Consider the following 23259-nt stretch of genomic DNA (forward strand, 5'->3'; position numbering starts at 1 on the left):
ACGGATCTCGCCGATCACCTCGCCCGTGGTCGGGAAGTGGTTGGCAAAGCCGTCGCCCCGGCCGGACACGAACCGGCCGTCGATGAAGTTCCTGAATTCGGTCACGTTGTGCCGCCTTTTTCCTGCGGGGTCTTTTCCAGGTCCCCTGCTGTCAGATGATCCCACATGCGCTCGACGATGCGCCCGGCCCGGGTCGCGCGTTGGCTCGCCTCTTCCTGCGATATCGTCGGGGCCTCGGCGAGCCCGGCCGCGCGGGCCGCAAGCTCCACCCGGCACATGTCCTCCAGATACCAGGCAAGCACCGTCGCTTCCTCGAGGCTCGCACCCGCCGTCACCGCGCCATTGCCGCGCATCAGAAGGCCCGCGCCCTCCCCCATCGCGTCGATGGCGCCCCTGGCACGGGCATCGTCGCGGATGAGCTGCACGTCGTCCCAGAGGCCGACGGCGGGGGCGAAATAGGTGCCGAAACCGTGCCGCATGGCAGGCACGGTGGAGGTCGCGCCCAGTGCCATCGCGCTCGGACCCATGAAGCGCACGACGCCGCGCGCCTCCGGCCGGCGCCGGTAGATCTGCTGGTGGAGCCGCACCTCGCCAAGCACGCCCTCGGGCAAGGGCCCGTCGACCGGCACCTCGGTGCAGTCGGCGCCGGGCGCGATCAGGCCCATCGGCTCCGGAGGACAGACAAGGAAGCGCTCCGCGTCGATACGCGCCGAGCAGTGCCCGTAGGCATGGACGAGGTTCGCACGGGCAAGCGCGCGGGCCGCCAGCCGGACGGTAAGGGAGAGATCGCTCATCAGCCCTGCCCGTCGCCGCCCTTGGCGTTGTCAAACGCCGCGATGCGCGGGGCGGAGCCCCACTTGCAGAAGCCCTTCGGCTCGAAATGGAACTGCCGGTCGCGCCAGAGCGGCTCGTCGTGGATCTCGCAAACCCCGGTCGAATACTCGAAGGTCATGCCGTCCGGCCCGGTGAAGTACAGGAACTCGGCCGACGAGGTCGGGTGCTGGCCGGGGCCGAAGGTGACGTTGACCTGGTTGTCGGAGACGAAGTTGAACGAGCGCTGGATGTCGTCCGTACCACCGACCTGATGGTTGATGTGCTGGATCCCCGCCTTGTGGAAGGGGAAGAGCGCGATCGAATGATGGATCGTGCCGAGCCGCATCAACGGTGCATCGCCGATGCGATCGGAGACGCGGGCGTTGCAGACACTGGTCCAGAAGGCCTCGTCGCGCGCCGCATCCGTGGTGCAGAGCCCCACATGGGAGAACCCGGTGATGCCGGCGTCGCGGGTGCCGTGATAGCGCAGGCCCGTCGTCTCGGGACGGACGACGAACTCGATCGCATTGCCGGTCGGATCGCGGAAACGGATGAACTCGCGTACCAGCCGCGCCTCGCATTCCTCCCGCGTGCCGTAGTGCACGGCGTGGCCCAGTGCCTCGAGCGTTGCGGCCGCCGTCTGCAGGTCCTCGCCGCGTCCGAGTTCGAAGGCCGTCACCTGATCGGCCGGATCGCCCTCGACATAGCACAGCGTGTGGGCCCGCTCGTCGGACTTGAAATAGGTCGCCCCGCGGCGGCGCTCGGAAACCTCCAGGCCAAGAATATTGGTGGCGAACCATTCCGCCCCCGCCAGATCCGTGGTGCCAAGGCGGCAGTAGACGACGTCCTTCAGCTCGATCATCGCGCATCTCCTCCCAGGAATTCCGGTTGCCCGGTCACCGAGCCCCATTGGCCATGGCTCATCGCGGTGTCCGGGAACTGGCGCGGACCGCGAGCCTCGATCTGCGGGCCCTTCTCCATGCCCGTCATGTAGCTCAGCAGCAGCCCCCCGGGGCCGCGCGTCGTCACGTACATGGCGCCTGAGGCAGCCTGCCGGTCCGGGCCGGCGATGACGGGAAGCTGGCTTTTCTGGATGAAATACCAGTTGCGCATCAGGCTGTCCTTGGCGTCGACCTCGTAGGCCGCGCCGAGAATGCCGTCGCGGGCGGAAGGGTAGAGCGCGATGCGGTGATGCGCCTCGTCGAGCGCCAGATAGGCGGTGTCGCCGGCCCAGTCGGACACAGTCAGGCCCAGCCCCTTGACGAAGAAGGTCTCGTTGGCGGCAACGTCGGTGCAGGCAAGCTGGACCGCATTGAAGTCGATGATGCCGGCATCGCGCGGACCGTGATAGCGCCAGCCCGACGTCAGCGGCCGCCAGACGATCTCGACGGTGACGCCGTTCGGAGCCTCGGTGGCCAGAACCGCCTTTGCCTGCCGCAGGCGCGCGTCGTCTGCGCCGAGCATGCGCGACGAATACCCGGCAGCCTCGAGCCGTGCCTTGAGCGCGCCAAGGTCCTCCTCGCGCGCCACGGTGAGCGCGATCGCCTCGCCGTCGCCCGCCGTGGAAAGGCACAGCGAGTAGTTGCGGTCATCGGAGCGGAACATGGCACGCTCGTCGTCGCGGTCAGACGCCTGCAGGCCGAGGACATCCCGTGCAAAACGCGCGGCCTCGTCGAGATTGTCGACGGCCACACGCAGGTATCTGAGGTCACGGTACTTCATCAATCGGCTCCTTGCATTCCAGGTGCACACGGGCGACGAACCGCCCGTGTGCGCTATTCCGACCCGAAGGTCACATTCCGGAAGCTTCGGCTTCAAGCTCCGTGAGGAGCGGCGCTTCCTCGCGCCAGCGGGCGTACCACTGGTCAATCGCATCGCCGAACCATTCGCGGCCGACCTGGATGACCGGAACATCGGTCGTCTCCAGCTTGGCGCGGTAGTCGGCGTCGATCCCGGCATATCCGGCGACCAGCCCGTCCAGCCGCGCCGCGAAGACCTCCTCGACAATGGCGCGGTCGGCTTCCGCGATCGTGCCCCACTTGCGCCCCGAGGCGATCGCCGCCATCGGGAACATCATGTGGTCGGAGATGACGATGGAACCGGCGTGGTCGTAGTATTTCGAGTTCCAGGTGCCCTCGACGTCGATCTGCATGCCGTCGACCTGGCCGTTGGCGAAGGCGTCATAGAGCGCCGGCAGCGGCATCGGCGTCGGCGCAGCGCCAAGACCTTCCCAGAAGGCCAGTTCCGGCGCGAAGGGGATGGTGCGGATCTTCTTGCCCTTCAGGTCCTCGACCGTCTTGGTTTCGCCGCGGGTGACGATCATGCGCATGCCGGCCATGCCCCAGCCGAGACCGACAAGGCCGAAATTGTTCATGCCCTCAAGCAGCTTCGTTGCGGTCTTGCCCTTCAGGAGGTCCCGCGCGCCGGCCACGTCCTTGACGATGTAGGGCGCGAGAAAGATGCCGTAATTGGGGTCGCGGTTGGCGAACTCGCCAAGCGTGAAGAAGGCGAAGTCCATCACGCCGCTCTGCAGCTGCTGCAGCATCTGCGCCTCGTTGCCGAGCTGGCCCGACGGGAACACCAGGATCTCGACCCGGCCCTCGGTGCGGTCCTTGATCTCCTCGGCGGCGGCGGTCGCGGTCACCGTCCACTGATGCGGCGGCGGCGTGATCAGCCCGAGCCGGTACTGCTCGGCGGTCGCCGAACCGGCGGTCATTGCCAGGATGGATGCCGCCAGCGCGGCGCCTTTGAAGCGTTGCATGTCCTACCTCCCCTTTTCGCTCGGTCGTGCGGATATGAGAGCGCCGACCGTGGCTTTATAAAATATCGATATTTTTAGAAGATCAACAAAAAATCGATATTTTTGCCAAGAAAGAAATTTTCTCGTTATTTCAGAGGGTGCTGTCGCGCTCGCGGTTCATTCTCGCCACCTGATCCAGGAGGACCGGCATGGTCGCGTCGCGATCGGCGGCGATCCTGGCAAGCGACGGCAGATCCGCCGCCTCATAGGCCTCGGCGATCGCCCGGCAGGTTTCGGCATCCAGTTCCGGTGCCCCGAGATCGTCGAACAATGCCTGGAATTGCGGGCCGAGCGCCTCGAGAAAGCCGGCCATGCCGCGCTCGGCGCCGGCAAGGGCGAAGACGCTCATCGGGCCAAGCCGGCACCAGCGCGGCGCCAGCGCCTCGGTCACGGCACGCTCGGTGTCCTCGAGGCTCGCCGCGCCCGTGGCGACAAGATGCACGGCTTCGCGCCACAAGGCCGCCTGCAGCCGGTTGACCAGATGCCCGGCGACCGGTTTCTTCAGCTCCAGGACCGTCTTGCCCATCGCCTCGTAGATCGCGCGCGCCATCGCCATCGCGTCGGGCGACGTGGCGGAGCCGCCCGCGATCTCGACCACCGGCATCAGATAAGGCGGATTGCAGGGATGGCCGATCAGGAGCCGGTCCGGCCGTTTCAGCCCGACCGCGATCGCATCGGCTGTGAAGCTCGATGAGGACGAGGCAATGACCGTCTCCGGCCCGCTCCCTTGCTCGACATCGGCAAGCACGCGCCGTTTCAGATCGAGGTTCTCGGGCAGGGCCTCCTGAACGAGGTCGACGCGGCCTTGCGGAAATGTCGTGACCACCGCCGGCGGCTCCGCCTCTTCCGCCAGATTGCCGAGCCGGGCGAGCACGGCGCGCGCCTGCTCCCAGGTGGCGGCAACGCGGGCGGATGCGCCCGGATCCGGATCGACGACCAGCGTCTGACACCCCGCGCCGGCGAATGCCGCGGCCCACCCCGCTCCGATCAGCCCGCCTCCGATGACCGCCACGCGGGTCATTGCAGCGCCGCTCCAAGACCCGTCGAGAGCAACGGAAACAGGGACAGGGCCACGATGACAATCGCAACCGCGAGGAAGAAGGGCATGATCAGCCGCGCCAGACGCTCGGCCCTGACATTGCCCATAAGAGCGGCGGTGAAGAGGCCCGTGCCGACGGGCGGCGTCAGGAGGCCGGCCGTCAGGTTGAGGCAGACGATGACGCCGAACTGGAACGGATCGATGCCGTAGACGCCCGTCGCCACCGGCAGGAACACCGGCACGACGAGGATGATCGCCGGGATCGGATCCGTCACCATGCCGAGGAAGAGCAGGATCAGGTTGATCGTCAGCAGGAAGACGATCGGCGACGTCGTCAGCGACTGAACCCAGGCAGAGACGATGGCCGGCACGTTCTCGAAGGTGATGACCCATGAGAAGAGCCCGGCGGCGGCGATCAGGAACAGGACGACGGCGGAGGACGCCGCCGCCCGCATGAAGGCGGGCCAGATATCGCTTAGCGACATTTCCCGGTAGACGAACATGCCGACGAAAACAGCGGCCACCGACGCAATGGCGGCCGCTTCGGTCGGCGTCGCGATGCCGCCGAGGATCGAGCCGATGATGACAACGGGAATGGCCGCCGCCGGCAGCGCGTCACGGACGGCGACGACGCGCTCGCGCAGCTCCAGTTTCCCGCTTTTCGGAAAATTGTACCTATGCCCGAGCCAGGCAATGACCGCGAGGAAGGCGAGGAACAGGATGACGCCCGGCACGATGCCGGCAATGAAGAGGTCGCCGATCGGAAGCTGGGCGATGACGCCGAAGATGATGAACATCATCGACGGCGGGATGATCGGCGCCAGCATGCCGCCAGCGGCGGTGATGGCCACCGAAACATCGCGCGGGTAGCCGGCGCGTTCCATTTCAGGCACCGCGATGCGCGACATGATGGTGATCTGCGCGACCGTGGAGCCGAGGATCGAGGCCATCATCATGTTGGCGACGAGATTGACATAGGCAAGCCCGCCGCGCATCGAGCCAAGCAGCGCCATGGCGAAGGCCATCAGCCGCCGGCCGATCCCGCCTTCGTTCATGAACTCGCCCAGAAGGATGAAGAGCGGCAGCGCCAGCAAGCCGTAATTCTCGAGCCCGCCGAAGAATTGCTGCGGGAAGCTCTGGAACAGGATGTGGTTGCCGCCTGCAAGAATGATGACGACGGCCAGCGCCATCAGTGCGAAGGCAATCGGCACGCCGGCGATCAGGAAAGCCAGAAAGAAACCGCCGCCGATCATCGTGCGCGCTCCGAAACGGCGCCGAAGCGGGCGAGCACATGCACCATTCCCGTCAGGCAGAAAACGGGAAGAATGAGCCAGAACCAGACCTTGCGCACGCCGAGCGTCGTCGTCGGTTCCTGATAGAGGAAGTTGAAGCTCTTCAGCGAATAGGCCTGGAGGTTGTCCGAAGCAAGCACCCCGAGCGGATCGAACCAGTTCCACAGCATCCAGGCAAAGAGCGCGAAGAGCGCCAGAAGAACGGTATCGACGATGCGGGCCAGCACCTTGCGGACGCCCTCGCCCAGCCCGTCGGACACCAGCGTGACAGCGATGTGCTGGCGGTTGGCAAGGCCCAGGGACGCCCCGGCGAAGGCGCCGAGAACCATCAGGTAGACGGCAAGCTCGTCCGTCCAGATCAACGGCCGGCCGAAGGCGCGGGACACGACATTGGCAAGCAGGAGGCCCAGAATGGCGACAACGATTGCGCCGGCGAAACGCGCCTCGACCCAGGCCACGGCATCGCTCATCCGCATCAACCGGCCGCGAAATCCCGTGCTTTCGTCAGCCCTCCCCGGCGCAGCCATTCGCATCTCCCTTGCCTTGATCCACTATTGGCGATCGGAGCGCGAGTGAATATCGATATTTTTACGGTGTCAAACAAAAAATCGATATTATTGCACTTTTGCCAGATTGGCGTATCCTCTGCAAAGGGCTATCAAAATCATGGGCAGGAGGCTTGGGCTTGAGTGCTGATTCACAGGGTCCGGAGAAGACCATCGCGGAGCGTGCCTATCGCACGATCCGGGAAGACATCGTGTCCGGCACACTGAAGCCGGGCGAAAAGCTGAAGATCGACATCCTGCGCAAGCGCTACGGCTTTGGTGCGGCCCCCTTGCGCGAGGCCCTGTCCCGGCTGTCCGGCGACCACCTCGTCAATGTCATCGGCCAGCGCGGCTTCGTGGTGGCGCCGATCTCCGTGCATGACGCCGCCGAAATCGGCGACCTGCGCAAGCTGCTCGAGGTCGAGGCCTTGACGCGCTCGATCCCGCGCGGCGACACCGCATGGGAAGAACGGCTGATCACCACGTATCACCGGCTGTCGCGGCTCGAGACCGGCGAGGATCAGGGCATCAAGGCGCTCGACCTCTGGGAAAAGCACAACTCGGCCTTTCACGACGCCACGGTCGCGGCCTGCGGTTCGGCGTGGCTCCTGCGGCTGCGCGAACAACTCTTCCGGCAGCATGAACGCTACCGCCGCTTCAGCCGCATCAAGACCGTCTGGACCCGGAACATCCACGCCGAGCACGAGGCCCTGTTCGAGGCGGCGATGGCGCGGGATGTGGAAAAGGCCGCCGGCATCATCTCCGTGCATGTCCAGCGAACGACCGACGCCGTCATCACCGCGCTTTCACCCGGCGCTCCTGACGAGAAGGCGCCTCACGGGGAGGCCCTGGCTGAGGCCAAGCCATAGAACCGTGAAGGCCCCGCCCGCAAGCAGATGGCGAACTCGTGATCGCCATTCGCCCAGCGTGACCATGACCCCGCTGAATTCCAAGGACACGCCCGGTTGCTGAAGTTGCATGCGGATCGAAATGTTGTAACAGGCACACGCATCCGAGGTTGCAGGACCGGAAAACTCGGCGCGACCCGGGCATGACCTCGCCCATGTGGCGGGCGCCGGGCGTCTGAAGCGGCGGCTCGGCGACGATCAAGGCCGGGAGGGCTGCTCCCGGCCTTGTCATGCAAAGGACTGCCGCAACGGCGGCGCCAAATCCCGCCTGCACATGGCGGACGGGCCAGGCACCTGCCAGATCCTACATCTTGCAGTCCTGATGGAAGCTGTCCTCGTAGTCCTCGACAACGGTCTTCACCACCGTCGTCCAGAACTTGCCGTCCTCGCGCTTGGCGACCTTCAGCATGTGGAAGTCCTGGATCGGATAGTGGTTGTTGCTGAAGGAGAATTTTCCACGCACCGACGTGAACTGGGCCGCCTCCAGCGCCGCCCTCATGGCTTCCTTGTCCGTGGTATCGCCCGCGGTCCGTTCCAGGGCACTGGCGATGAGCTGGGCGGCGTCATAGGACTGCGCCGCGAAGGAACCCGGCACATAACCGTATTTTTCCTCGAACGCGGCGACGAAGGCCTTGTTGGCCTCGTTGTCCATGTCGGGCGCCCACGACCCGGCGGAGAGGAAACCGAGCGCAGCGTCCTGCTGACCGGGCAGCGTCGATTCGTCCGTGGTGAAGACCGACAGGAACTTCAGCTTGTCGGAAAGGCCTGCCGCGTCGAACTGCCGGACCAGCCGCACGCCCATGCCGCCCGGCATGAAGGTGAACAGCGCATCGGCCCCCGACGTGGCGATGCGCGCCAGTTCGGGAGAGAAGTCCTGATGGCCGAGCGGGGTGAACATCTCGTCCGCCACACCGCCCTTGAAGGTCTGCTTGAAGCCCTCGATATTGTCGCGTCCCGCCTGATAGTTCGGCACCATGGCGATGACGTTCTTGAAACCTTCCTCGTTGGCGATCATGCCGCTGACTTCGGCCGGCTGGTTGTTCTGGTAGGAGGTGACGAAGAAGTAGGGGTTGCAGTTGCGCCCGGCGAAGGTCGAAGGCCCCGCATTCGGGCTGATCAGGAAGGTTTCCGACTGCACGACCGGCTTGAAGATCGCCTGCAGCATGTTGGAAAACACCGTGCCGACAACGAAGTCGACCTGATCTCGTTCGAGCAGCGAGCGCGCCTTGACCAGGGCCACATCCGGCTTCAGCTCGTCGTCCTCGACGATCAGGTCCACCGGCTGTCCGCCGAGCATCCCGCCGTTCTGCTCCAGCGCCAGCTGGAAGCCGTCGACGATCTGCTGGCCCAGCGCCGCCGGCGGGCCGGAGAGCGTCACCACCATGCCGATCTTGATATCCTCGGCAAGGGCGGCGGACGTGGCGAGCGCGCCCAGCGCGACGCCCGTTGCCAGTCCCGCGAGTTTCCGTGTCCATCTGGAAGTCATGATTATTCCCCTCTTCACGCCCCGTCTCGGGGTCGGATCTTTGCAAGTCGGTCGCCCTTGAGACGGTCTCCCGCCGCAAGCTGACCTGTCGTACCGGCCTCCCGTCCACCGGTCCTTCCTGTTGCCGGCTTCGCTGTCAGCCGGTCTTTTTCGCGGCAAAGCCCGCCATTTTCGCGTAGCCCTCGACGATCGCCTTTCGGTCCGCGTGGCTGAGGACATCCTCGATATTGTCGAAGCGGCGCGGGCTGATCCGCTCCACCTCGTCAATGACCCGCTCCGGCCCGCCCTTGCGGTTGGTGCGCACCACTTCCGCCGTCTTCGGCAGCCGCTCGAGCTCGTAGCGGTAGAGCGCCTCGCGGGGGTGCTCGGCCCGGACCATGTGATCGGCAAGACAGCGTGCGTCCAGGATCGCCTGCGCCGCGCCGTTGGAGCCGACCGGATACATCGGGTGCGCGGCATCGCCGAGCAGCGTTACCCGTCCATGGGTCCAGCGCGGCAGCGGATCTCGGTCCGCCATCGGATATTCGAAGATCGCCCCACTGGCGCGCACCAGTGCCTCCACGTCGAAACCGGGCACGGTGAACCGCCGGGCATGGGGCAGCACCCTGGAAAGAGGCGCCTGCTTCGACCAGCTTTCAGGCGGCGGCGGCGACACCGAGGCATCGGCGACGCGGACATTCACCACCCAGTTCATCAGCTGCCGGCCGTCCTTCGCCGGCGCGATCGGGTACAGCACCAGCTTGCCGCCCAGCCCGCCGGCAATCGCCATGGTCTCGCCGTCCTCCCAGACGGGCCACTCGGCCGCGCCGCGCCACATGACAACGCCTTGCCAGCTCGGCGGGCCCTCGTTCGGGTAGAAGCGCCTGCGCCCCATGCTGTGGATGCCGTCGGCGCAGACCAGCACCTCGGCGCGCAAGGTGCGCGAGGACAGCCCGTCGAGCACATCCGTGAAATGCGCGGTGACGCCGGCCTCGTCCTGCACGAAGCCGGAAAGCTTCAGCCCGGTCGCAACCGCGCCGGGTCCCATCCTTTCGATCACCGCGTCGTAAAGCAGCTTCTGCAGCCGCCCGCGATGGATGGAAAATTGCGGGTGCTTGTGGCCCGCATGCATCCCGCGAAGCTCGCGCCAGACTTCCTGGCCATTGCGGGTCAGGTAGCGCAACTCGCGCGTTCGCAGGCCCACCCCGTCCAGCCTCTCCAGCAGCCCCAGTTCCGCCAGTTCGGCGATCGAGTGAGGCAGCGTGTTGATTCCGACCCCGACCTCGCGCACCTCCGGCGCCTGCTCGACCACCTGGCAGCGTATGCCCCGCGCGTGCAGCATCAAGGCGGTGGTCAGCCCGCCAATGCCCGCGCCCGCGATCAGGACAGTCATTGCGTCGTCTCGCTGTCCTGCGGCGGCAGGAAGTCGATGGCATGCGCCGCCGAGACCGCGACGATCTCCGCCGGGTCCGCGTCCGGTCCCATGTTGTGCAGGGCCCAGAACAGGTCGTAGAGCTGCGCCGCCGGCGTCACCCAGAACAGTGTCTTGATGGCGCTCTCCGACTTGTTGAAGATCCCGTGCGGCACGCCGCGCGGCAGCTTGACCAGATCGCCCGGCTCGCCGATCGCCTCGACCCCGTCGAGCAGGAACGTGAACCGTCCTTCGAGAATGTACAGGAACTCGTCCTGGTCCGGATGGATATGCGGCGGGACGAAAGTGCCCGGCGGCAGGGTCGCATGCCAGGAGAAACACTCCTCGGTCATCTGCTTGGGCACATAGGTCTGGCCGAGGATGTTCCAGCGGATCTGTTCGATGCTCTCGCCGGATTTCACGATACCGGGGGCCATTGCGGTCATGGTCTGTCCTTTCATGCTGCGTCGCCGGGACGGGGTCAGTCGTCGCCGACGAAGGCCGCGGTGATCGCCGAGGCCGGATCCTTCAACCCTTCGAGTACCGTGAAATGGTTGTGGTCGCCCTCGACATGGGCTGCAGCCGGAACGTCGAGCCCGCCCCAGACATCGGCAAGCAGCCGTGCCTGCCGGATGAATTCGGGCCGCTCGCCGCCGCCGACCCAGCATGTGAGCGGTGCCGCAAGGCCGGGCTGCGCCAGCGCCGCACTTTCGCTGCGCGCCTCGGCAAGGTCGAGATGCAGGGTCTCGTTCATCTTCGTGTGGAGCAGCGGGCGCAGGTCATGCAGCCCGCTGATCGACAGGGTATGCGCGATGCGGGCGCGAATGCCTTCCGGGAGCGGGCTGTCGGAGCAGACCATCCGGCTGACCAGGTGGCCACCGGCCGAATGACCCGAAAGCCGTATCGGACCGGCAACGCGCGCCGCGACATGCTCGATGGCACGGCCAATCTGGGCGGTGATCTGCGAGATCCGCGCCTCCGGCGCAAGCGTGTAGCTCGGCAGGCACACCGCCCAGCCCCGCGCCCGTGCGCCTTCGGCGAAATCCGTCCAGAAGGACTTGTCGAGCCGCATCCAGTAGCCGCCATGCACAAAGACGGCGAGCCCGCGCGCCTCCCCTTGCGGCCAGACAATGTCATACGCCTCGCGCGGGTGCCCGCCATAGGCGATGTCGAGGTCGAGCCGGTGGCCCTCGGCCTGCATCCGCGCGCGGTACTCGGCCGCACGCGCCGACCAGAAGCCCGGAAGCTCATGCGAGTTCGCCACATGAGCCATGTTCGCGAAGGCATCGTCCCAGTCGCGGACGGGAGGAAGAATGGTCGTCATGATCTTCGCCGATGCTCAGGCAGCATCCGGCGGCGGCAGGAAGTCGACCTCGTGCAGGGCCGACAGGCGCACCAGTTCCGCCGGATCGGTGACGCCGTCCAGCGCGATGAAGAGGTCGTAGAGCCGGCGCGAAGGCGCGACGCCAAAGACACACAAGGCTGTCGTGCCGGAACGATTGAAGATGCCGTGGGCGATGCCGCGAGGCATCTTCACGGTGTCGCCGGTCCGGGCAACGACCTTCTCCTCGCCGAACTCGACCTCCAGCTCGCCGTCGAGCATGTAGATCCATTCATCCTGGGTCGGATGGATATGCGGCGGCACGAAAGTGCCATCCGGCAACGTGGCATGCCAGATGAAGGCATCCTCGTTCCAGAGCTTGGGCACATAAGTATGCCCGACCACGTTCCAAGCATGTCCGTTCAGGCCGGCATCGGCCTTGGTCAAACCGGGTTCCATTGCACGCACTCCGTTTCGGTCCGCTGTTGTTGGGCAGTTCTCACGCAAGCCTGCCCCGAAACCGCAAAACCACCTATCCAAAAAACGAACGCTTGTTGCGGGAGATATTTTAGACTTGAAATAAAATGCGGTTCTTGCGTTCATCATGACCGGAAGACCGGAAACCACGGGAGGTGCCATGACCGGCGAACGGACACTGCCACCGCGCGAATATTTCGCGAGCCATCCCGTGCTGCGCACCACCGACCTTGACGAGGCACGTCACAGCATCGGGCAGAAGTTCTGCGACCACCGGCTGGACGTGCAAACTCGCCGGGCCAGCCTGTCGGTAAGGCACAACGCGGTCAGGGGGCTGAACCTGTCGGTCAACTACCTCGCCTACGGACCCGAGGTGACCGTCGATCCGGGACTTCTGGGCTCGTTCTACCTGTTTCACATTCCCCTTGCAGGCACGGCGCGCGTGCAGCATCGCTGCGAGGAGATGACGGCAAGCCCGTCGATGGCGGCGATCCTCAATCCCGACCGGGATGCCCGGCTGCACTGGGGAGAAGGTTGCAGCAAGCTGCTGGTCCAGATCGACCGGGCGCATCTGGAAAACGTGGCGCAGGCACTGGTGGGGACGCCCCTGCCCGGCCCGATCAGGTTTGACATGAAAGTCGACCTTGCCTCTCCGTCCGGGCGACGCCTGCAGCGGATCGTCACCGCCTGTGTCGACGCGGTCGAGAACGGCGACCTGTTCCGGCGTCCGCTGGGCGGGGGAGACCTGCGTGTCGAATACGACCTGGCCCACGCTCTGCTGACGCTTCAGCACAGCAACATCTCCCACATCATCGAGCGCTCCGACCAAAAGGCGCGCCCGCGGGCGATCCGTCAGGCGCTCGACTACATCCACGCCAATCTCTCGGAGCCGGTGACACTGGCCGACATCGCGGCGGCGGCCGGGATCAATGTGCGCACCCTGCAAAAGGGATTTCAGCGGGTCTTCGGCCTGTCGCCGATGCAGGTGCTGCGGAACGCCCGGCTCGACACGGCGCATTACCAGCTGATGGCACACAAGGACGCCCCTGGCGTCACCGAGGCCGCATATTCCTGCGGCTTCTCGCATCTCGGACGCTTCTCGCGCGACTACAAGGAACGTTTCGGTCATTCGCCCAGCGAACGACGCCGGACCGGCGTGTCCTGCGGATAAGACGGCCCCGCTTTCGGCAGGTATTTTCGCCGCCGCCGCCCGTCTTCGTCGGCAATGACCGACGCGGACTTGCCTTGACCGCCGGACCGTGTCCCTATTCCCGACTGAAATGTCGGTTTTTCAACATATGCGTGAGATACGGACACGGGCTCGGGACGACGGCGCTGCCGGAAAGGCAGGCCGTGCATGAAAGCGGCGCAATTCCGAATGGACGAAAGCCCCAAGAAGAAAACGCTGCGGCAGCAGGAGATGATGGGTTTCCTCGAAAAGGCGGGCTATGCCTCGGTCGAGGAACTGACAACGCGGTTCTCCGTCACCTCGCAGACCATCCGCCGCGACATCGCCGACCTCGCCCTGCAGGGGCGGGTAAGGCGGCATCACGGCGGCGTTGCGCTGGCCGGTCCCATCGACGCGCAGACCTATCGGCAACGGCGGGTGGAACGCTTCACGATCAAGCACCGGATCGCCCGGCGCGTGGCCGAACTCGTGCCGGACGGTGCCTCGCTGTTCCTCGACGCGGGCTCGACCTGCGAAGCCGTGGCGGAGGCGCTTTGTGAACGCAACGATCTGAAAATCGTCACCTACAGCCTGCGCGCGGCCGTGATCCTGACCGACAGGACCGACTTCACGGTCGCTGTTCCCGGCGGTTTCGTGAAGAATGTCGCCGGCAGTGTCATGGGCGAGAGCATGTCCGAGTTCATCCGCCGCTTCCGCTTCGACACGGCCATCATCGCCGTCAGCGGCATCGACGAGGACGGCGGCATGGGGGACGACGACCAGAACGAGGTCTCGATCGTGCGCACCGCGATCGGTCAGGCGCGATCGACGCTGCTGGCCACCGATTCCAGCAAGTTCTACCGCACCGCGCTCGTACATCTGGGCAACGTCACCGAGGTCAACGACCTTGTCACCGACGCGAAGCCGGAAGGTGCACTACAGCACATCCTTGCCGCCTCGCAGGTCAACCTGCACATCGCCTAGGCGCAAATGCGCCCGCATGCCCTTCGACGGCTAAAAAATCTCGCAAGTTTCATTTAGACTGTTGTGAAGGCACCGGGTTTGCGCGTTAAATGCCAAAAAAGAACAAATGTTGCCTTTCCAACAGAGGAGAACGGACATGCACACGGGTATGAGGTGGGCCCTTGGCGGCCTGACAGCACTGATGCTTTCGAGCACGGCGATGGCCGATTCCATCACGGTCTACACGGCCTACGAGGAAGACGAGGCCGCCGCCTTCCTTGAGGAGGCGAAGAAGGCGCTTCCCGATGTCGACGTGAACCTGCTGCGCCTGTCCACCGGCGACCTGGCGGCACGCATCATCGCCGAGAAGGCCAATCCGCAACATGACGTGCTCTGGGGTTTCGCGGTCACCTCGATGGTCAACCCGCAGATTCTCGAGGGTCTCGAGGCCTACAAGCCTGAGGGCCTTGATGCAATTCCCGCCCGCTTCCGAGATCCCGACGGCAAGTGGTTCGCCGTCACCGGCTACATGGCGGCATTTTGCGTCAACAACGAGCGGCTGAAGGACAAGGGCCTGAAGATGCCGACCTCCTGGGCCGACCTCACCGACCCGTCCTTCAAGGACGAAGTGGTCATGCCCAACCCGGCCAGTTCCGGCACCGGCTACATCCAGATCGATTCGCTGCTGCAGATGATGGGCGAGGAGAAAGGCTGGGCCTTCCTCGACAAGCTCGACAAGAACGTCGCGCAGTACATCAAGTCCGGCTCCCGCCCCTGCAACGCCGCCTCGGCCGGCGAGTACACGGTCGGCGCTTCCTTCGGACTGCGTGCCGTGAAGAATATCGAGGAAGGCTATCCGATCACGCTCGTGGTGCCCTCGGAAGGCGCAGGCAACGAACTGGAGGCAAACGGGCTCGTCGCCGCGTCGAAGAACAAGGAAGCCGCCAAACGCTTCCTCGACTGGACGGTGAGCAAGGAAGCCGCGAACGCCTATTTCTCCTGGAAGGCGATCGTCACGGTTCCCGGCGGCACCATGCCCGAGCGCTTCACCAAGGCAGGTCTCCCGGAGGACGTCTCGCAAGTGCTCTTCCCGGTCGATTTCAAGGCCGCGGCCGAGGATCGCACCCGGATCATTCAGACCTGGCAGGAAAAATACGAGCGTTGAACCGCATCCGGCGGAGCAAGGCCGGCGCCTGACCAGCTGATACGCTCTTGCGCATCTTCAGGCGCCGCGCGGCAAGTCTCCGCCGGCCATCCTCGACCGGTCAGGACACGGCGCCCCCGCAAACCGCGCGGGGTCGCCTTCCTGTCGCGTTTCGGGGACGCACGGTCTTCGTCGATGCCCGCCATCGTCTGACGGGCACCGCTCGGCGCGGCTCCGCTTTTTGCTTTCTTGAAGGCTGCGTCCGCAGCAGGGGAACCTTCCATGGACCTTTCGATCCACGATCTCGTCAAGCGCTTCGGCCGTATCACGGCGCTGGACCATGTCTCGCTGGACGTGGCGCGCGGCTCCTTTGTCTGCTTCCTGGGGCCTTCCGGTTGCGGCAAGACAACGTTGCTGCGTGTCATCGCCGGACTGGAAGAGGCCGATGCCGGCAGCATCCGGCTGGGCGAGGCGGATCTGTCCTCGATCCCGGCCAGGGCCCGCAATTTCGGCGTCGTCTTCCAGTCCTATTCGCTTTTCCCCAACATGACGGCCGCGCGCAACGTCGGCTACGGGCTGGAGTGCCGGCACTGGGACAAGGAGCGGATCCGCACCCGCATCGCCGAGATGCTCGATCTGGTGCACCTTTCCGACCAGGCGGAAAAGCTCCCCGCGCAGATGTCGGGCGGCCAGCAACAGCGCATCGCGCTCGCCCGCGCGCTTGCGCCCGATCCGTCAGCCCTTCTGCTTGACGAACCGCTCTCGGCCCTTGATGCAAAGGTGCGCGAGGAGTTGCGGATCGAGATCAGGTCCGTCCAGAAACGCCTCGGCATCACCACCATCATGGTCACCCATGACCAGGAGGAGGCACTCGCCATGGCCGACCTCATCGTGGTGATGAACAAGGGGCGCATCGAGCAGATCGGCACACCGCAGCAGCTCTATCGCGAACCGGCCACGGCCTTCGTTGCCGATTTCATCGGCCGCATGAACGTGCTTCCCGTCGACACCGACGCGCACGGCACCGTTAGTTTCGGGGGCATGCCGCTGCATGTCGGCCATCCCGTGCGGGACGGCGCAACAATGCTCGGCGTGCGCCCCGAGGCGGTCTCGCTCGCGGACCGGGCCGACACCGGTGCCAATGTCCTGCCCGCAACGGTGCGCTCGGTCTCCTTCCTCGGCAATGTCACCCGTGTCGAGGTCGAACCGGAGGCGCGGCGGGACAGCACCATCGTGATCGAGTTGCACGGCACTTCGCAGGTTCCCGACCAGGGAAAGCAACTCGCCATCTCCATTCCCGCCGAGGCCTTGAGGGTCCTGTCATGAGCCTGGCCGCCGAAACCACCGCACCGCCCGCCACAAGGCGCGGTGGCGGCCTCACGGGTGACCGCAGCATCACCCTTGGCCTGTCCGTCCTGGCGGCGCTTCCGATCCTCCTTTTCCTGCTGCTGCCGCTGACCGGCATCCTGCTGCGCGGGTTCGAGACGGCGGACGGGTTCGGCATCGGCAACTTCACGGACACATTCGGAGCGGAGCGCTTCTGGAAGCTCGTCTACAACAGCATCGCCATGTCCCTGATGGCGACATTCGCCGCAGTCGTGCTCGCCTATTTCTATGCCTATGCCCTGCAGCGGGCGAAGATCCCGTTCAAGCCGTTCCTGCGTATCGCCGTGCTCACCCCGCTTTTCGCGCCCTCGCTGGTGCAGGCACAAGGGTTGATCCTGCTGCTCGGTCGCAACGGCGTGCTCAACCGTTTTCTCGGCTTCGACATCGACATCTACGGCTTCTGGGGAACGGCCATCGCCAATGCGCTTTACGCGTTTCCCTATGCCTATCTGATCCTGTCGGCCGCCCTCGCCGTCGCGGACGCCCGTCTCTACGAAAGCGCCGAGGCGCTGGGTGCCGGCCCCTTGCGCATCTTCCGGGACGTGACACTGCCGGCAACGCGTTTCGGCCTCGCCGCCGCGATCTTCGTCGTCTTCACGCTGGTGATGACGGATTTCGGCAACCCGATGGTCATCGGCGGCGATTTCAGCGTGCTCGCGACCGAGGTCTACAACCAGGTGATCGGCCAGGCGCAGTTCGGGCTCGGCGCGGTCATCGGCATCGTCCTGCTGGTGCCGGCCATTCTCGCCAAGCTCATCGAGAAGCGGATCTCACGCAAGCAGCACGCCTCGGTGACGGCGCAGTCCAAGCCGCTGGTGGTGAAACCCTCGCTGCGCAGGGACATGGCGTTCTCGGTCTATGCCTATGTGATCGTCGCCCTCATTCTCAGCGTTCTGGCCATCGTCGTCGTCGCCAGCTTCGTGCGGCTATGGCCCTACAACATGAGCTTCACGCTCAAGCACTACGAGTTCGACGTCCAGAACGGAACCGCCCCGCTGTGGAACAGTGTCGGCGTCTCGCTTGCCACTGCCATTGTCGGCGTCGCGATCACCGGCCTGACCGCCATCGTCGTGCAGAAGTTCAGGAACCCGCTGACCGGCCCCCTCTCCCTCCTGGCCATCCTTCCCGCGGCGGTGCCTGGAATGGTGCTCGGCCTCGGCTATGTGCTGACCTTCAACGAGCCCTCCAACCCGCTGAACGTGCTTTACGGGAGCTTCGCGCTGATCGTCATCCTCAGCGTCTACTACAACCACGCCCACGCCTTCCTGATCTCCTCCACCAGCCTGAAACAGATCGGCTCCACCTTCGACGAGGCCTCGACCACGCTCGGCGGCAGCGCCGTGACGACGCTGCGCAAGGTGACCCTGCCCCTCCTGTGGCCGACGCTGCTCGGGGTCGGTGTGTTCTATTTCATGCGCACCATGGTCTCGCTGTCGGCCGTGATCTTCCTGGTGACCCCCTCGACCCAGCTCGCAGCCGTCTCCGTGCTGCAGCTCTCCGATCGCGGCGCGGTCAATCAGGCGGCCGCCTTCTCGGTCTGCATCATGGCCATCGTCATCGCGTGCCTGCTGGTCGTACGCACCATCCTCTGGCTCGCCGGCGCGAAGAACGTGACGCTGATCCGCTGACGCGGGAGCCACCGGCAGACATACTCCGCCGGTCAGGCGCAGGCAGGCGCGATCTCCTGCCAGGCATCATAGGCGGCGAGCACGGTCTCCATCTGCGCCGTATGCCCGGCGACGAAGGCCGCGTCGTAGATCGTTTCGTCGGGATATTCGGTGATCAGCGTCAAAGGCACGGCATGGCGGTCGTCAACGTCGGCCAGACACGGAATACCGTTGACCAGACGCAATCCGGTATCGCCGGCATGTGCCTCGAACACGTCGATCCAGCGGGCATTGTTCTGCAAAAGGCCCGGAACTTCGCCCAGACGGCGCGTCACCTTGTCGAGCAACGCCTCCGCCGGCTCCGACCAGCCCTCATGATACCGCATGATCAGGAAGAACCCCTTCGGCACGGTCCACATTTCGTGCGCTCGCGGAACATAGCCCGAAAGCGGCCGCGTCCATTCGTGGGCGGGATAGCCGTGCAGGTTGACATGCAGGCGCGCGCCGCTCAGCCGCTCGGCCGTGAGACGGATCTCGGTCTCGTTCAGATCACCGGCATCGCGCGGACGGTATTCGAGGTCATCGCCGAACGCCGTGTACCGCGCCGCGTGATGCATGTGGTGCGGGTTGTCGCGCCGCAAGCGTTGATGCAGGGCGTAGCCGTCCGGGTTCTCCAACGGCGAGACGGTGAAATGGGCCCCCTGTCGCGCCGCCAGCCTTCGTGCGGCGCGCAACGCGCCGACAACGCCGGTCGTCTCGTTTGCGTGCTGGCCGGCGCTGATCATGACGGCCGCGTCGGATCCGGTCACATGGCATGCCCTAACCCTTCGCCCCGACCGGCTCCTTGCCTGAAAGGCCCCGCCGCCGAGCCCGTCCAGTTCAGCTGCGACCTGTGCCGTGGCAAGGGGTTCGCGCGCCGCGTCCAGCGGCTGGAATGCGCACTCTTCAACGTCTCCCGACAGCGCGCGCGTCTCGATGCGCAAGACGATGCGCCCGTCGCTCGCAACCACCTCCGGCACGATCTGGCCGGGCCTCAGACCCCTGTCGCCAATCGGCCGACCCGTCTTGCGCTGGAAAACCTCCAGGAGCGAAAAGTAGAGCTCCTCGTGCAGCGCTTCCTTCAGGCTGACCGTCTCGCCGGGATGGGCAAGCACCGCGTCGGCACACGGGAGCTCGACACGAATGTTGAGCTCCTCGAAGAACGGTTCCGCCGCGCCCCAGTCATGTTCCGAAATCGCTGCGACAGCCGCCTCGAACAGCATCTCGTAGTCGGTTTCAAGCCGTTCGCCGGTGTCATCCGCGCCGCTTGCGTACCAGCCGGTCGGAGAGAGGTTCGTCTCGCCCGCCACGTCGACATGAACCCGGTTCGGAGCACGGACCCGGCAGTGTCGCACCCGGCCGTCCGAACCGGTCAGCATGACGGAATAATCAGGGCTCTCGTCCGTACTCGGGAAAAAGCGGATCTCCCGGTCCCCGACCAGCGCCGCCAGCGGATAGGCCTCAAGGCGGAAGCGGTTTTCGGGTGTGTGCGGACGAACCGGATAGCCGATCCCGATCGCCGTGACGCCGGCAAGATCGATCTCCTCGAGAAAGGCATGCAGCAACGGCTTGTAGGCGCTGCGGATCCGTGCCGTCACGCCCTTTTCCGCAAGCCGCCTTTCGGCCTCGGCCCGACTTTCCCGGTCGTCGAATGTCCAGGCCTCGAAGGCTTGGCCGGGCACCGCCGCGGCAACCAGCCGGTCGAGCGTCCGCTCGAATGTCCGTTCAAGTAGCATCGTATTCACACACAAACTCCGTTTCACACCCGGCTCCAAGCCTCTGCATCAGCCCAAAGGCACGAGATACTGGTCGTCCCGGACATGCTCCATCCAGTCGACGGAAACCCCGTCGAGCGCCTCGGCAATGGCGATATGGGTCATGGCGCTCGTGTCGGTGGCGCCGTGCCAGTGCCGTACATCCGGCGGAAACCAGACGATGTCGCCCGGACGAATTTCCTTCTTCGGCTCGCCCTCGCACTGAGCCCACCCCATGCCGGTCGTCACGATCACCGTCTGGCCGAGTGGATGGGTGTGCCAGGCGGTGCGTGCGCCCGGCTGGAAAGTGACGATCGCGCCGCCGGCGCGTGCCGGCGCTTCCGTGGCAAAGCGGGAGGCCATGCTGACTTCACCGCTGAAATAGGCCTCGGGCGGCGTTGTCGCCGGATTGTCTTCGGCTCGGATGATCTTCATGTGCGTCTCCGGAAAATGGTTGGCGGAGCATTCCCTTTCGGGGAGAGACCGGCCCCGGGATGACCGTTGCGATCATGCCGCCGGTACGTTTCGTCGCAACCGGCCTGCCGGGACAACGGACTTGCCGTTTAGTTCAGCATGACAATCGACACGTTCAGCAAAGTTGCGAAGGCGACCCAGGCCGCATAAGGCAGGAACAGAACGGCGGCAAAGCGATGTGCCCGCCAGGCGAGCGCGACAAATCCCAGAATGGCGACCAGCGTCAGAAGGATGATGACAAGCGCCAGCCCGACAAGATGGGCGCCGAAAAACACCGGCGTCCAGGCGAAGTTCAGCACCAGTTGCAGGCACCAGAGCTGCATGACCCGGCCGGTGGGCTCCCGCAGCCACACCCGCCAACCGGCTATCGCGATCAGTATGTAAAGCACGGTCCAGGCCGGAGCAAAGACCCAGGCAGGCGGATTGAACGCCGGTTTGGCGAGCTCCGCGTACCAGCCACCGGTCACCGTCAGGCCGCCCAGCGCGAGCCCTCCGCCGACGACGAGAACAAGAAAGGCGGCGAGCCAGACGAACCTGTTCATGCCGGCACCTCCCTGCGCTGCCGAACTGCCCTCCAACCTTGCTACACCAACATGCGGAGCCGAGGAAGAGTGCAGTCCGGAGCCGGCCGAACCGGCCCCGGAAGATGCCGTTGCCTCAGGCGAAGACCCGCCGGAAGACAGCGAGGCGGGACAGCACCAGCACGTCGAGCGCCAGGACCCCGACCAGCGTCAGCCCGACCAGCGGGAAGGCAAGCGACAGGGCGAGCATGACCAGCATCGCGCCGCGCCAGTGCGGCAGCCCTTCCGGCACCTGCGGCGCGAAGAGGCGGATCGCCCCTTTCTTCGGCCGGCGCAGCCACCACATGACGACGCCGCTGACGGCGAGGAAAATCACCGACAGGCAGAACACCGTGTTGAGGACGAGGTTCCACAGACCCATGTCCCCCTCGTGGAAGGCGATGCCGACGGCCATGGCCTTGCCGGCGACGGAATAGTCGGCAAAGCCGACATCGGCGAGCACCCGGCCCGTGTGACGGTCGACATGGACCGTCCGGTCGGAAACCGGGTTCTGCGCATCGTTGCTCATCGTGTCCTGATTGATCGTCCACACGCCCGTCTCGCCGCGCGGGAAGGACATGCGAAACCGGCCCTGATACCCGAGGGCGCCGGCAAGAACGGCGACGCTGTCCGCGTCGACCGGCACGCCGTCGGCAATGCCCGTGACGCCGGCATCAGACCCCGAGGCCGGCATCGGCGTCTGTTCCAGCGCCCAGGGCACATCCTTCACCGCGCCGTGGTCCATCGAGGCATGGACGTCATCGGACAGCGGGACATTGTCCCACTTTTCTGCCGGGAAGGTGCTCCAGGCCTGGACGAAGCGCTCGCCCCAGATACCGGCCCAGGAGAGGCCCGAGAGCAGGAAGACGATCAGGATCAGCGACACATAGACGCCGACCGTGACATGCAGGCCCTTCAGCAGCGCGCGCCCGCGCTCGGCCAGGTCGGGCATGAAGGCGCGCAACACTCCTGTGCCGCGCGGCCACCACAGGTAAAGACCCGTCACGACCAGAACGATGGCGAAACCGGCGGCGATCTCGATCAGGCGGTCACCGGTCGTGCCGATCAGCAGGGTTCCGTGGATGTCGTTGACGAAATCGTACCAGCCGGCGCGGCGGTCCCATGTCTCCAGCACGGCACCGGTATAGGGATCGACCGCGACCATGGACTGATCATCGCCGACGGCGATGCGAAAGACGGAGGCCCGCTCAGTGGAGGCCGGCTTGATCCACTCGACAAGGGTGCCGCCGGCGACGGCCTGCAACGCCTTCTCCGACTGGCCGACGACACTCAGCGGGGTCGCCGACGGCGGCACGGTCACGGCAATATGCTCGCCGTCGCGACCGTCGAAGACAGCGATATACATCATCGCCAGACCGGTGATGGCCAGCATGACCAGGAACGGCGCCACATAGAGGCCGGCGTAGAAATGCCAGCGCCAGGCGGCGAGATAGAAGCGGCGGTCGGCCTCGCCTGAAACCGGCCGTACGGGGGCGCTCGCCCCCTCGGATGAAACGCTCATGAAAACTCTCCAGCACATGTCGACATGCGCGGCGTCCGCCCCCGGTGTCGGGTGCGCGAAGTCGCCGCGTCAGGAATGAAAGATGTGGCTCAGAGAGTAACGGGAGGCGCCCGGGCGCCCAGCGGCAACGGCTGCAGCCGGGTGGTCGGGGCGTCGTATCCGGCCGCCCGGAAGGGAACCTCGACGGCGGCAAGGGACGGCTGCCAGACCGGATCGAGGGACGCGGCAAGCGCGACGGCGGTGGCGAAGAGACAAGGCGCGGAAGACCGGTCGGAACCGTCATCCTGCGACGGCACTTCCCTTCCTGCCGCATCCAGCGTGACCGCACGCAGGCCCTCGGTGGTGCAGATGACGACGGTCAGGTGACCATCCGCGCCCCGCACCGGCATCATGCCCTGCGGGACAAGGCCGGAGACGAGGACGACAAGCATCATCAGCGCGGAAACCGCGCTCCTCAATGCCTGTTGATCCCTGTTCCGGGATTGTCCGCGAACCAGCCCGCTCATCCTGCCCTGCATCCTGCTGCCCGGTGCTGTGTAGCGCGGTTTCATGCCGCTCACAATTCACCTGT

23 protein-coding genes are annotated in these 23259 nt (G+C 65.5%); 6 read left to right on the forward strand and 17 right to left on the reverse strand.

Going from position 1 to position 23259, the window contains the following annotated elements:
- Positions 1-101: 101 nt before the first annotated feature.
- The 7 genes from ACN0T5_RS15020 to ACN0T5_RS15050 form a co-directional block, all read right to left on the reverse strand.
- Positions 102-794, reverse strand: coding sequence for a class II aldolase/adducin family protein (locus ACN0T5_RS15020; protein ID WP_417769419.1), 693 nt, complete (start codon positions 792-794; stop codon positions 102-104).
- Positions 794-1675, reverse strand: coding sequence for a VOC family protein (locus ACN0T5_RS15025; RefSeq protein ID WP_417769420.1), 882 nt, complete (start codon positions 1673-1675; stop codon positions 794-796). The genes ACN0T5_RS15020 and ACN0T5_RS15025 overlap by 1 nt, the downstream gene beginning before the upstream one ends.
- Positions 1672-2535 carry a VOC family protein gene (locus ACN0T5_RS15030; RefSeq protein ID WP_417769421.1) on the reverse strand — a complete coding sequence of 288 codons (864 nt, stop codon included), beginning with the start codon at positions 2533-2535 and terminating at the stop codon, positions 1672-1674. The genes ACN0T5_RS15025 and ACN0T5_RS15030 overlap by 4 nt, the downstream gene beginning before the upstream one ends.
- 70 nt (positions 2536-2605) lie before the next feature.
- Positions 2606-3574: a TRAP transporter substrate-binding protein gene (locus tag ACN0T5_RS15035; protein ID WP_417769422.1), complete on the reverse strand. Its 969-nt coding sequence runs from the start codon at positions 3572-3574 to the stop codon at positions 2606-2608.
- Positions 3575-3704: 130 nt separating this feature from the next.
- Positions 3705-4634: a 3-hydroxyacyl-CoA dehydrogenase NAD-binding domain-containing protein gene (locus ACN0T5_RS15040; protein ID WP_417769423.1), complete on the reverse strand. Its 930-nt coding sequence runs from the start codon at positions 4632-4634 to the stop codon at positions 3705-3707.
- Positions 4631-5905, reverse strand: a complete 1275-nt coding sequence (locus ACN0T5_RS15045) for a TRAP transporter large permease (RefSeq protein WP_417769424.1) — start codon at positions 5903-5905, stop codon at positions 4631-4633. Before ACN0T5_RS15045 ends, ACN0T5_RS15040 begins: the two co-directional genes overlap by 4 nt.
- Positions 5902-6471: a TRAP transporter small permease gene (locus ACN0T5_RS15050; protein ID WP_417769425.1), complete on the reverse strand. Its 570-nt coding sequence runs from the start codon at positions 6469-6471 to the stop codon at positions 5902-5904. The genes ACN0T5_RS15045 and ACN0T5_RS15050 overlap by 4 nt, the downstream gene beginning before the upstream one ends.
- Before the next feature lie 158 nt (positions 6472-6629).
- On the opposite strand from ACN0T5_RS15050, the gene ACN0T5_RS15055 reads away from it, so the two are divergent.
- On the forward strand, positions 6630-7358 hold the full coding sequence (locus tag ACN0T5_RS15055; RefSeq protein ID WP_417769426.1) for a GntR family transcriptional regulator: 729 nt from the start codon (positions 6630-6632) through the stop codon (positions 7356-7358).
- A 343-nt stretch (positions 7359-7701) separates the two neighbouring features.
- Here the strand turns inward: ACN0T5_RS15055 and ACN0T5_RS15060 are convergent, their stop codons facing one another.
- From ACN0T5_RS15060 to ACN0T5_RS15080, 5 genes are all read right to left on the reverse strand, one after another.
- A complete protein-coding gene (locus ACN0T5_RS15060) occupies positions 7702-8883 on the reverse strand; it encodes an ABC transporter substrate-binding protein (RefSeq protein WP_417769427.1) in 1182 nt (393 codons plus the stop codon).
- Between the two features lie 136 nt (positions 8884-9019).
- Positions 9020-10255: a flavin-dependent oxidoreductase gene (locus ACN0T5_RS15065; protein ID WP_417769428.1), complete on the reverse strand. Its 1236-nt coding sequence runs from the start codon at positions 10253-10255 to the stop codon at positions 9020-9022.
- Positions 10252-10719: a cupin domain-containing protein gene (locus ACN0T5_RS15070; protein ID WP_417769429.1), complete on the reverse strand. Its 468-nt coding sequence runs from the start codon at positions 10717-10719 to the stop codon at positions 10252-10254. Before ACN0T5_RS15070 ends, ACN0T5_RS15065 begins: the two co-directional genes overlap by 4 nt.
- Positions 10720-10754: 35 nt before the next feature.
- On the reverse strand, positions 10755-11597 hold the full coding sequence (locus tag ACN0T5_RS15075; protein ID WP_417769430.1) for an alpha/beta hydrolase: 843 nt from the start codon (positions 11595-11597) through the stop codon (positions 10755-10757).
- Positions 11598-11612: 15 nt separating this feature from the next.
- On the reverse strand, positions 11613-12053 hold the full coding sequence (locus tag ACN0T5_RS15080; protein ID WP_417769431.1) for a cupin domain-containing protein: 441 nt from the start codon (positions 12051-12053) through the stop codon (positions 11613-11615).
- A gap of 178 nt (positions 12054-12231) precedes the next feature.
- Between ACN0T5_RS15080 and ACN0T5_RS15085 the strand changes: the two genes are divergently transcribed.
- The 5 genes from ACN0T5_RS15085 (at position 12232) to ACN0T5_RS15105 (ending at position 18360) form a co-directional block, all read left to right on the forward strand.
- Positions 12232-13242 (forward strand): AraC family transcriptional regulator, encoded by a 1011-nt coding sequence (locus ACN0T5_RS15085; protein WP_417769432.1) that lies wholly within the window; start codon positions 12232-12234, stop codon positions 13240-13242.
- A gap of 207 nt (positions 13243-13449) precedes the next feature.
- A complete protein-coding gene (locus ACN0T5_RS15090; protein ID WP_417769433.1) occupies positions 13450-14223 on the forward strand; it encodes a DeoR/GlpR family DNA-binding transcription regulator in 774 nt (257 codons plus the stop codon).
- A gap of 136 nt (positions 14224-14359) precedes the next feature.
- Complete coding sequence (locus ACN0T5_RS15095; protein ID WP_417769434.1) at positions 14360-15367, forward strand: ABC transporter substrate-binding protein; 1008 nt, start codon at positions 14360-14362, stop codon at positions 15365-15367.
- 261 nt (positions 15368-15628) lie between these two features.
- A complete protein-coding gene (locus tag ACN0T5_RS15100; RefSeq protein ID WP_417769435.1) occupies positions 15629-16672 on the forward strand; it encodes a putative 2-aminoethylphosphonate ABC transporter ATP-binding protein in 1044 nt (347 codons plus the stop codon).
- A complete protein-coding gene (locus tag ACN0T5_RS15105) occupies positions 16669-18360 on the forward strand; it encodes an ABC transporter permease subunit (protein ID WP_417769436.1) in 1692 nt (563 codons plus the stop codon). Before ACN0T5_RS15100 ends, ACN0T5_RS15105 begins: the two co-directional genes overlap by 4 nt.
- Before the next feature lie 32 nt (positions 18361-18392).
- On the opposite strand, the gene ACN0T5_RS15110 is transcribed toward ACN0T5_RS15105, so the two are convergent.
- The 5 genes from ACN0T5_RS15110 to ACN0T5_RS15130 form a co-directional block, all read right to left on the reverse strand.
- Entirely contained in the window at positions 18393-20114 is a 1722-nt protein-coding gene (locus tag ACN0T5_RS15110) for a M14 family zinc carboxypeptidase (RefSeq protein ID WP_417769455.1), read from the reverse strand.
- 48 nt (positions 20115-20162) lie between these two features.
- A complete protein-coding gene (locus ACN0T5_RS15115) occupies positions 20163-20567 on the reverse strand; it encodes a cupin domain-containing protein (protein WP_417769437.1) in 405 nt (134 codons plus the stop codon).
- A 128-nt stretch (positions 20568-20695) separates the two neighbouring features.
- Positions 20696-21148: a TspO/MBR family protein gene (locus ACN0T5_RS15120; RefSeq protein ID WP_417769438.1), complete on the reverse strand. Its 453-nt coding sequence runs from the start codon at positions 21146-21148 to the stop codon at positions 20696-20698.
- A 115-nt stretch (positions 21149-21263) separates the two neighbouring features.
- Positions 21264-22688, reverse strand: a complete 1425-nt coding sequence (locus ACN0T5_RS15125) for a PepSY-associated TM helix domain-containing protein (RefSeq protein ID WP_417769439.1) — start codon at positions 22686-22688, stop codon at positions 21264-21266.
- An 89-nt stretch (positions 22689-22777) separates the two neighbouring features.
- Positions 22778-23146 (reverse strand): DUF2946 family protein, encoded by a 369-nt coding sequence (locus ACN0T5_RS15130; protein WP_417769440.1) that lies wholly within the window; start codon positions 23144-23146, stop codon positions 22778-22780.
- Positions 23147-23259 lie beyond the last annotated feature (113 nt).

Origin of the sequence: Stappia sp., assembly GCF_048261845.1 — a bacterium.
Lineage (GTDB): Bacteria > Pseudomonadota > Alphaproteobacteria > Rhizobiales > Stappiaceae > Stappia.

Excerpts from the sequence above, each read along its gene's own strand:
- ACN0T5_RS15020 (WP_417769419.1), bottom strand. The coding sequence starts at position 794 with ATGAGCGATCTCTCCCTTACCGTCCGGCTGGCGGCCCGCGCGCTTGCC.
- ACN0T5_RS15025 (WP_417769420.1), bottom strand. The coding sequence starts at position 1,675 with ATGATCGAGCTGAAGGACGTCGTCTACTGCCGCCTTGGCACCACGGAT.
- ACN0T5_RS15030 (WP_417769421.1), bottom strand. The coding sequence starts at position 2,535 with ATGAAGTACCGTGACCTCAGATACCTGCGTGTGGCCGTCGACAATCTC.
- ACN0T5_RS15035 (WP_417769422.1), bottom strand. The coding sequence starts at position 3,574 with ATGCAACGCTTCAAAGGCGCCGCGCTGGCGGCATCCATCCTGGCAATG.
- ACN0T5_RS15040 (WP_417769423.1), bottom strand. The coding sequence starts at position 4,634 with ATGACCCGCGTGGCGGTCATCGGAGGCGGGCTGATCGGAGCGGGGTGG.
- ACN0T5_RS15045 (WP_417769424.1), bottom strand. The coding sequence starts at position 5,905 with ATGATCGGCGGCGGTTTCTTTCTGGCTTTCCTGATCGCCGGCGTGCCG.
- ACN0T5_RS15050 (WP_417769425.1), bottom strand. The coding sequence starts at position 6,471 with ATGGCTGCGCCGGGGAGGGCTGACGAAAGCACGGGATTTCGCGGCCGG.
- ACN0T5_RS15060 (WP_417769427.1), bottom strand. The coding sequence starts at position 8,883 with ATGACTTCCAGATGGACACGGAAACTCGCGGGACTGGCAACGGGCGTC.
- ACN0T5_RS15065 (WP_417769428.1), bottom strand. The coding sequence starts at position 10,255 with ATGACTGTCCTGATCGCGGGCGCGGGCATTGGCGGGCTGACCACCGCC.
- ACN0T5_RS15070 (WP_417769429.1), bottom strand. The coding sequence starts at position 10,719 with ATGACCGCAATGGCCCCCGGTATCGTGAAATCCGGCGAGAGCATCGAA.
- ACN0T5_RS15075 (WP_417769430.1), bottom strand. The coding sequence starts at position 11,597 with ATGACGACCATTCTTCCTCCCGTCCGCGACTGGGACGATGCCTTCGCG.
- ACN0T5_RS15080 (WP_417769431.1), bottom strand. The coding sequence starts at position 12,053 with ATGGAACCCGGTTTGACCAAGGCCGATGCCGGCCTGAACGGACATGCT.
- ACN0T5_RS15085 (WP_417769432.1), top strand. The coding sequence starts at position 12,232 with ATGACCGGCGAACGGACACTGCCACCGCGCGAATATTTCGCGAGCCAT.
- ACN0T5_RS15090 (WP_417769433.1), top strand. The coding sequence starts at position 13,450 with ATGGACGAAAGCCCCAAGAAGAAAACGCTGCGGCAGCAGGAGATGATG.
- ACN0T5_RS15095 (WP_417769434.1), top strand. The coding sequence starts at position 14,360 with ATGCACACGGGTATGAGGTGGGCCCTTGGCGGCCTGACAGCACTGATG.
- ACN0T5_RS15100 (WP_417769435.1), top strand. The coding sequence starts at position 15,629 with ATGGACCTTTCGATCCACGATCTCGTCAAGCGCTTCGGCCGTATCACG.
- ACN0T5_RS15105 (WP_417769436.1), top strand. The coding sequence starts at position 16,669 with ATGAGCCTGGCCGCCGAAACCACCGCACCGCCCGCCACAAGGCGCGGT.
- ACN0T5_RS15110 (WP_417769455.1), bottom strand. The coding sequence starts at position 20,114 with ATGCTACTTGAACGGACATTCGAGCGGACGCTCGACCGGCTGGTTGCC.
- ACN0T5_RS15115 (WP_417769437.1), bottom strand. The coding sequence starts at position 20,567 with ATGAAGATCATCCGAGCCGAAGACAATCCGGCGACAACGCCGCCCGAG.
- ACN0T5_RS15120 (WP_417769438.1), bottom strand. The coding sequence starts at position 21,148 with ATGAACAGGTTCGTCTGGCTCGCCGCCTTTCTTGTTCTCGTCGTCGGC.
- ACN0T5_RS15125 (WP_417769439.1), bottom strand. The coding sequence starts at position 22,688 with ATGAGCGTTTCATCCGAGGGGGCGAGCGCCCCCGTACGGCCGGTTTCA.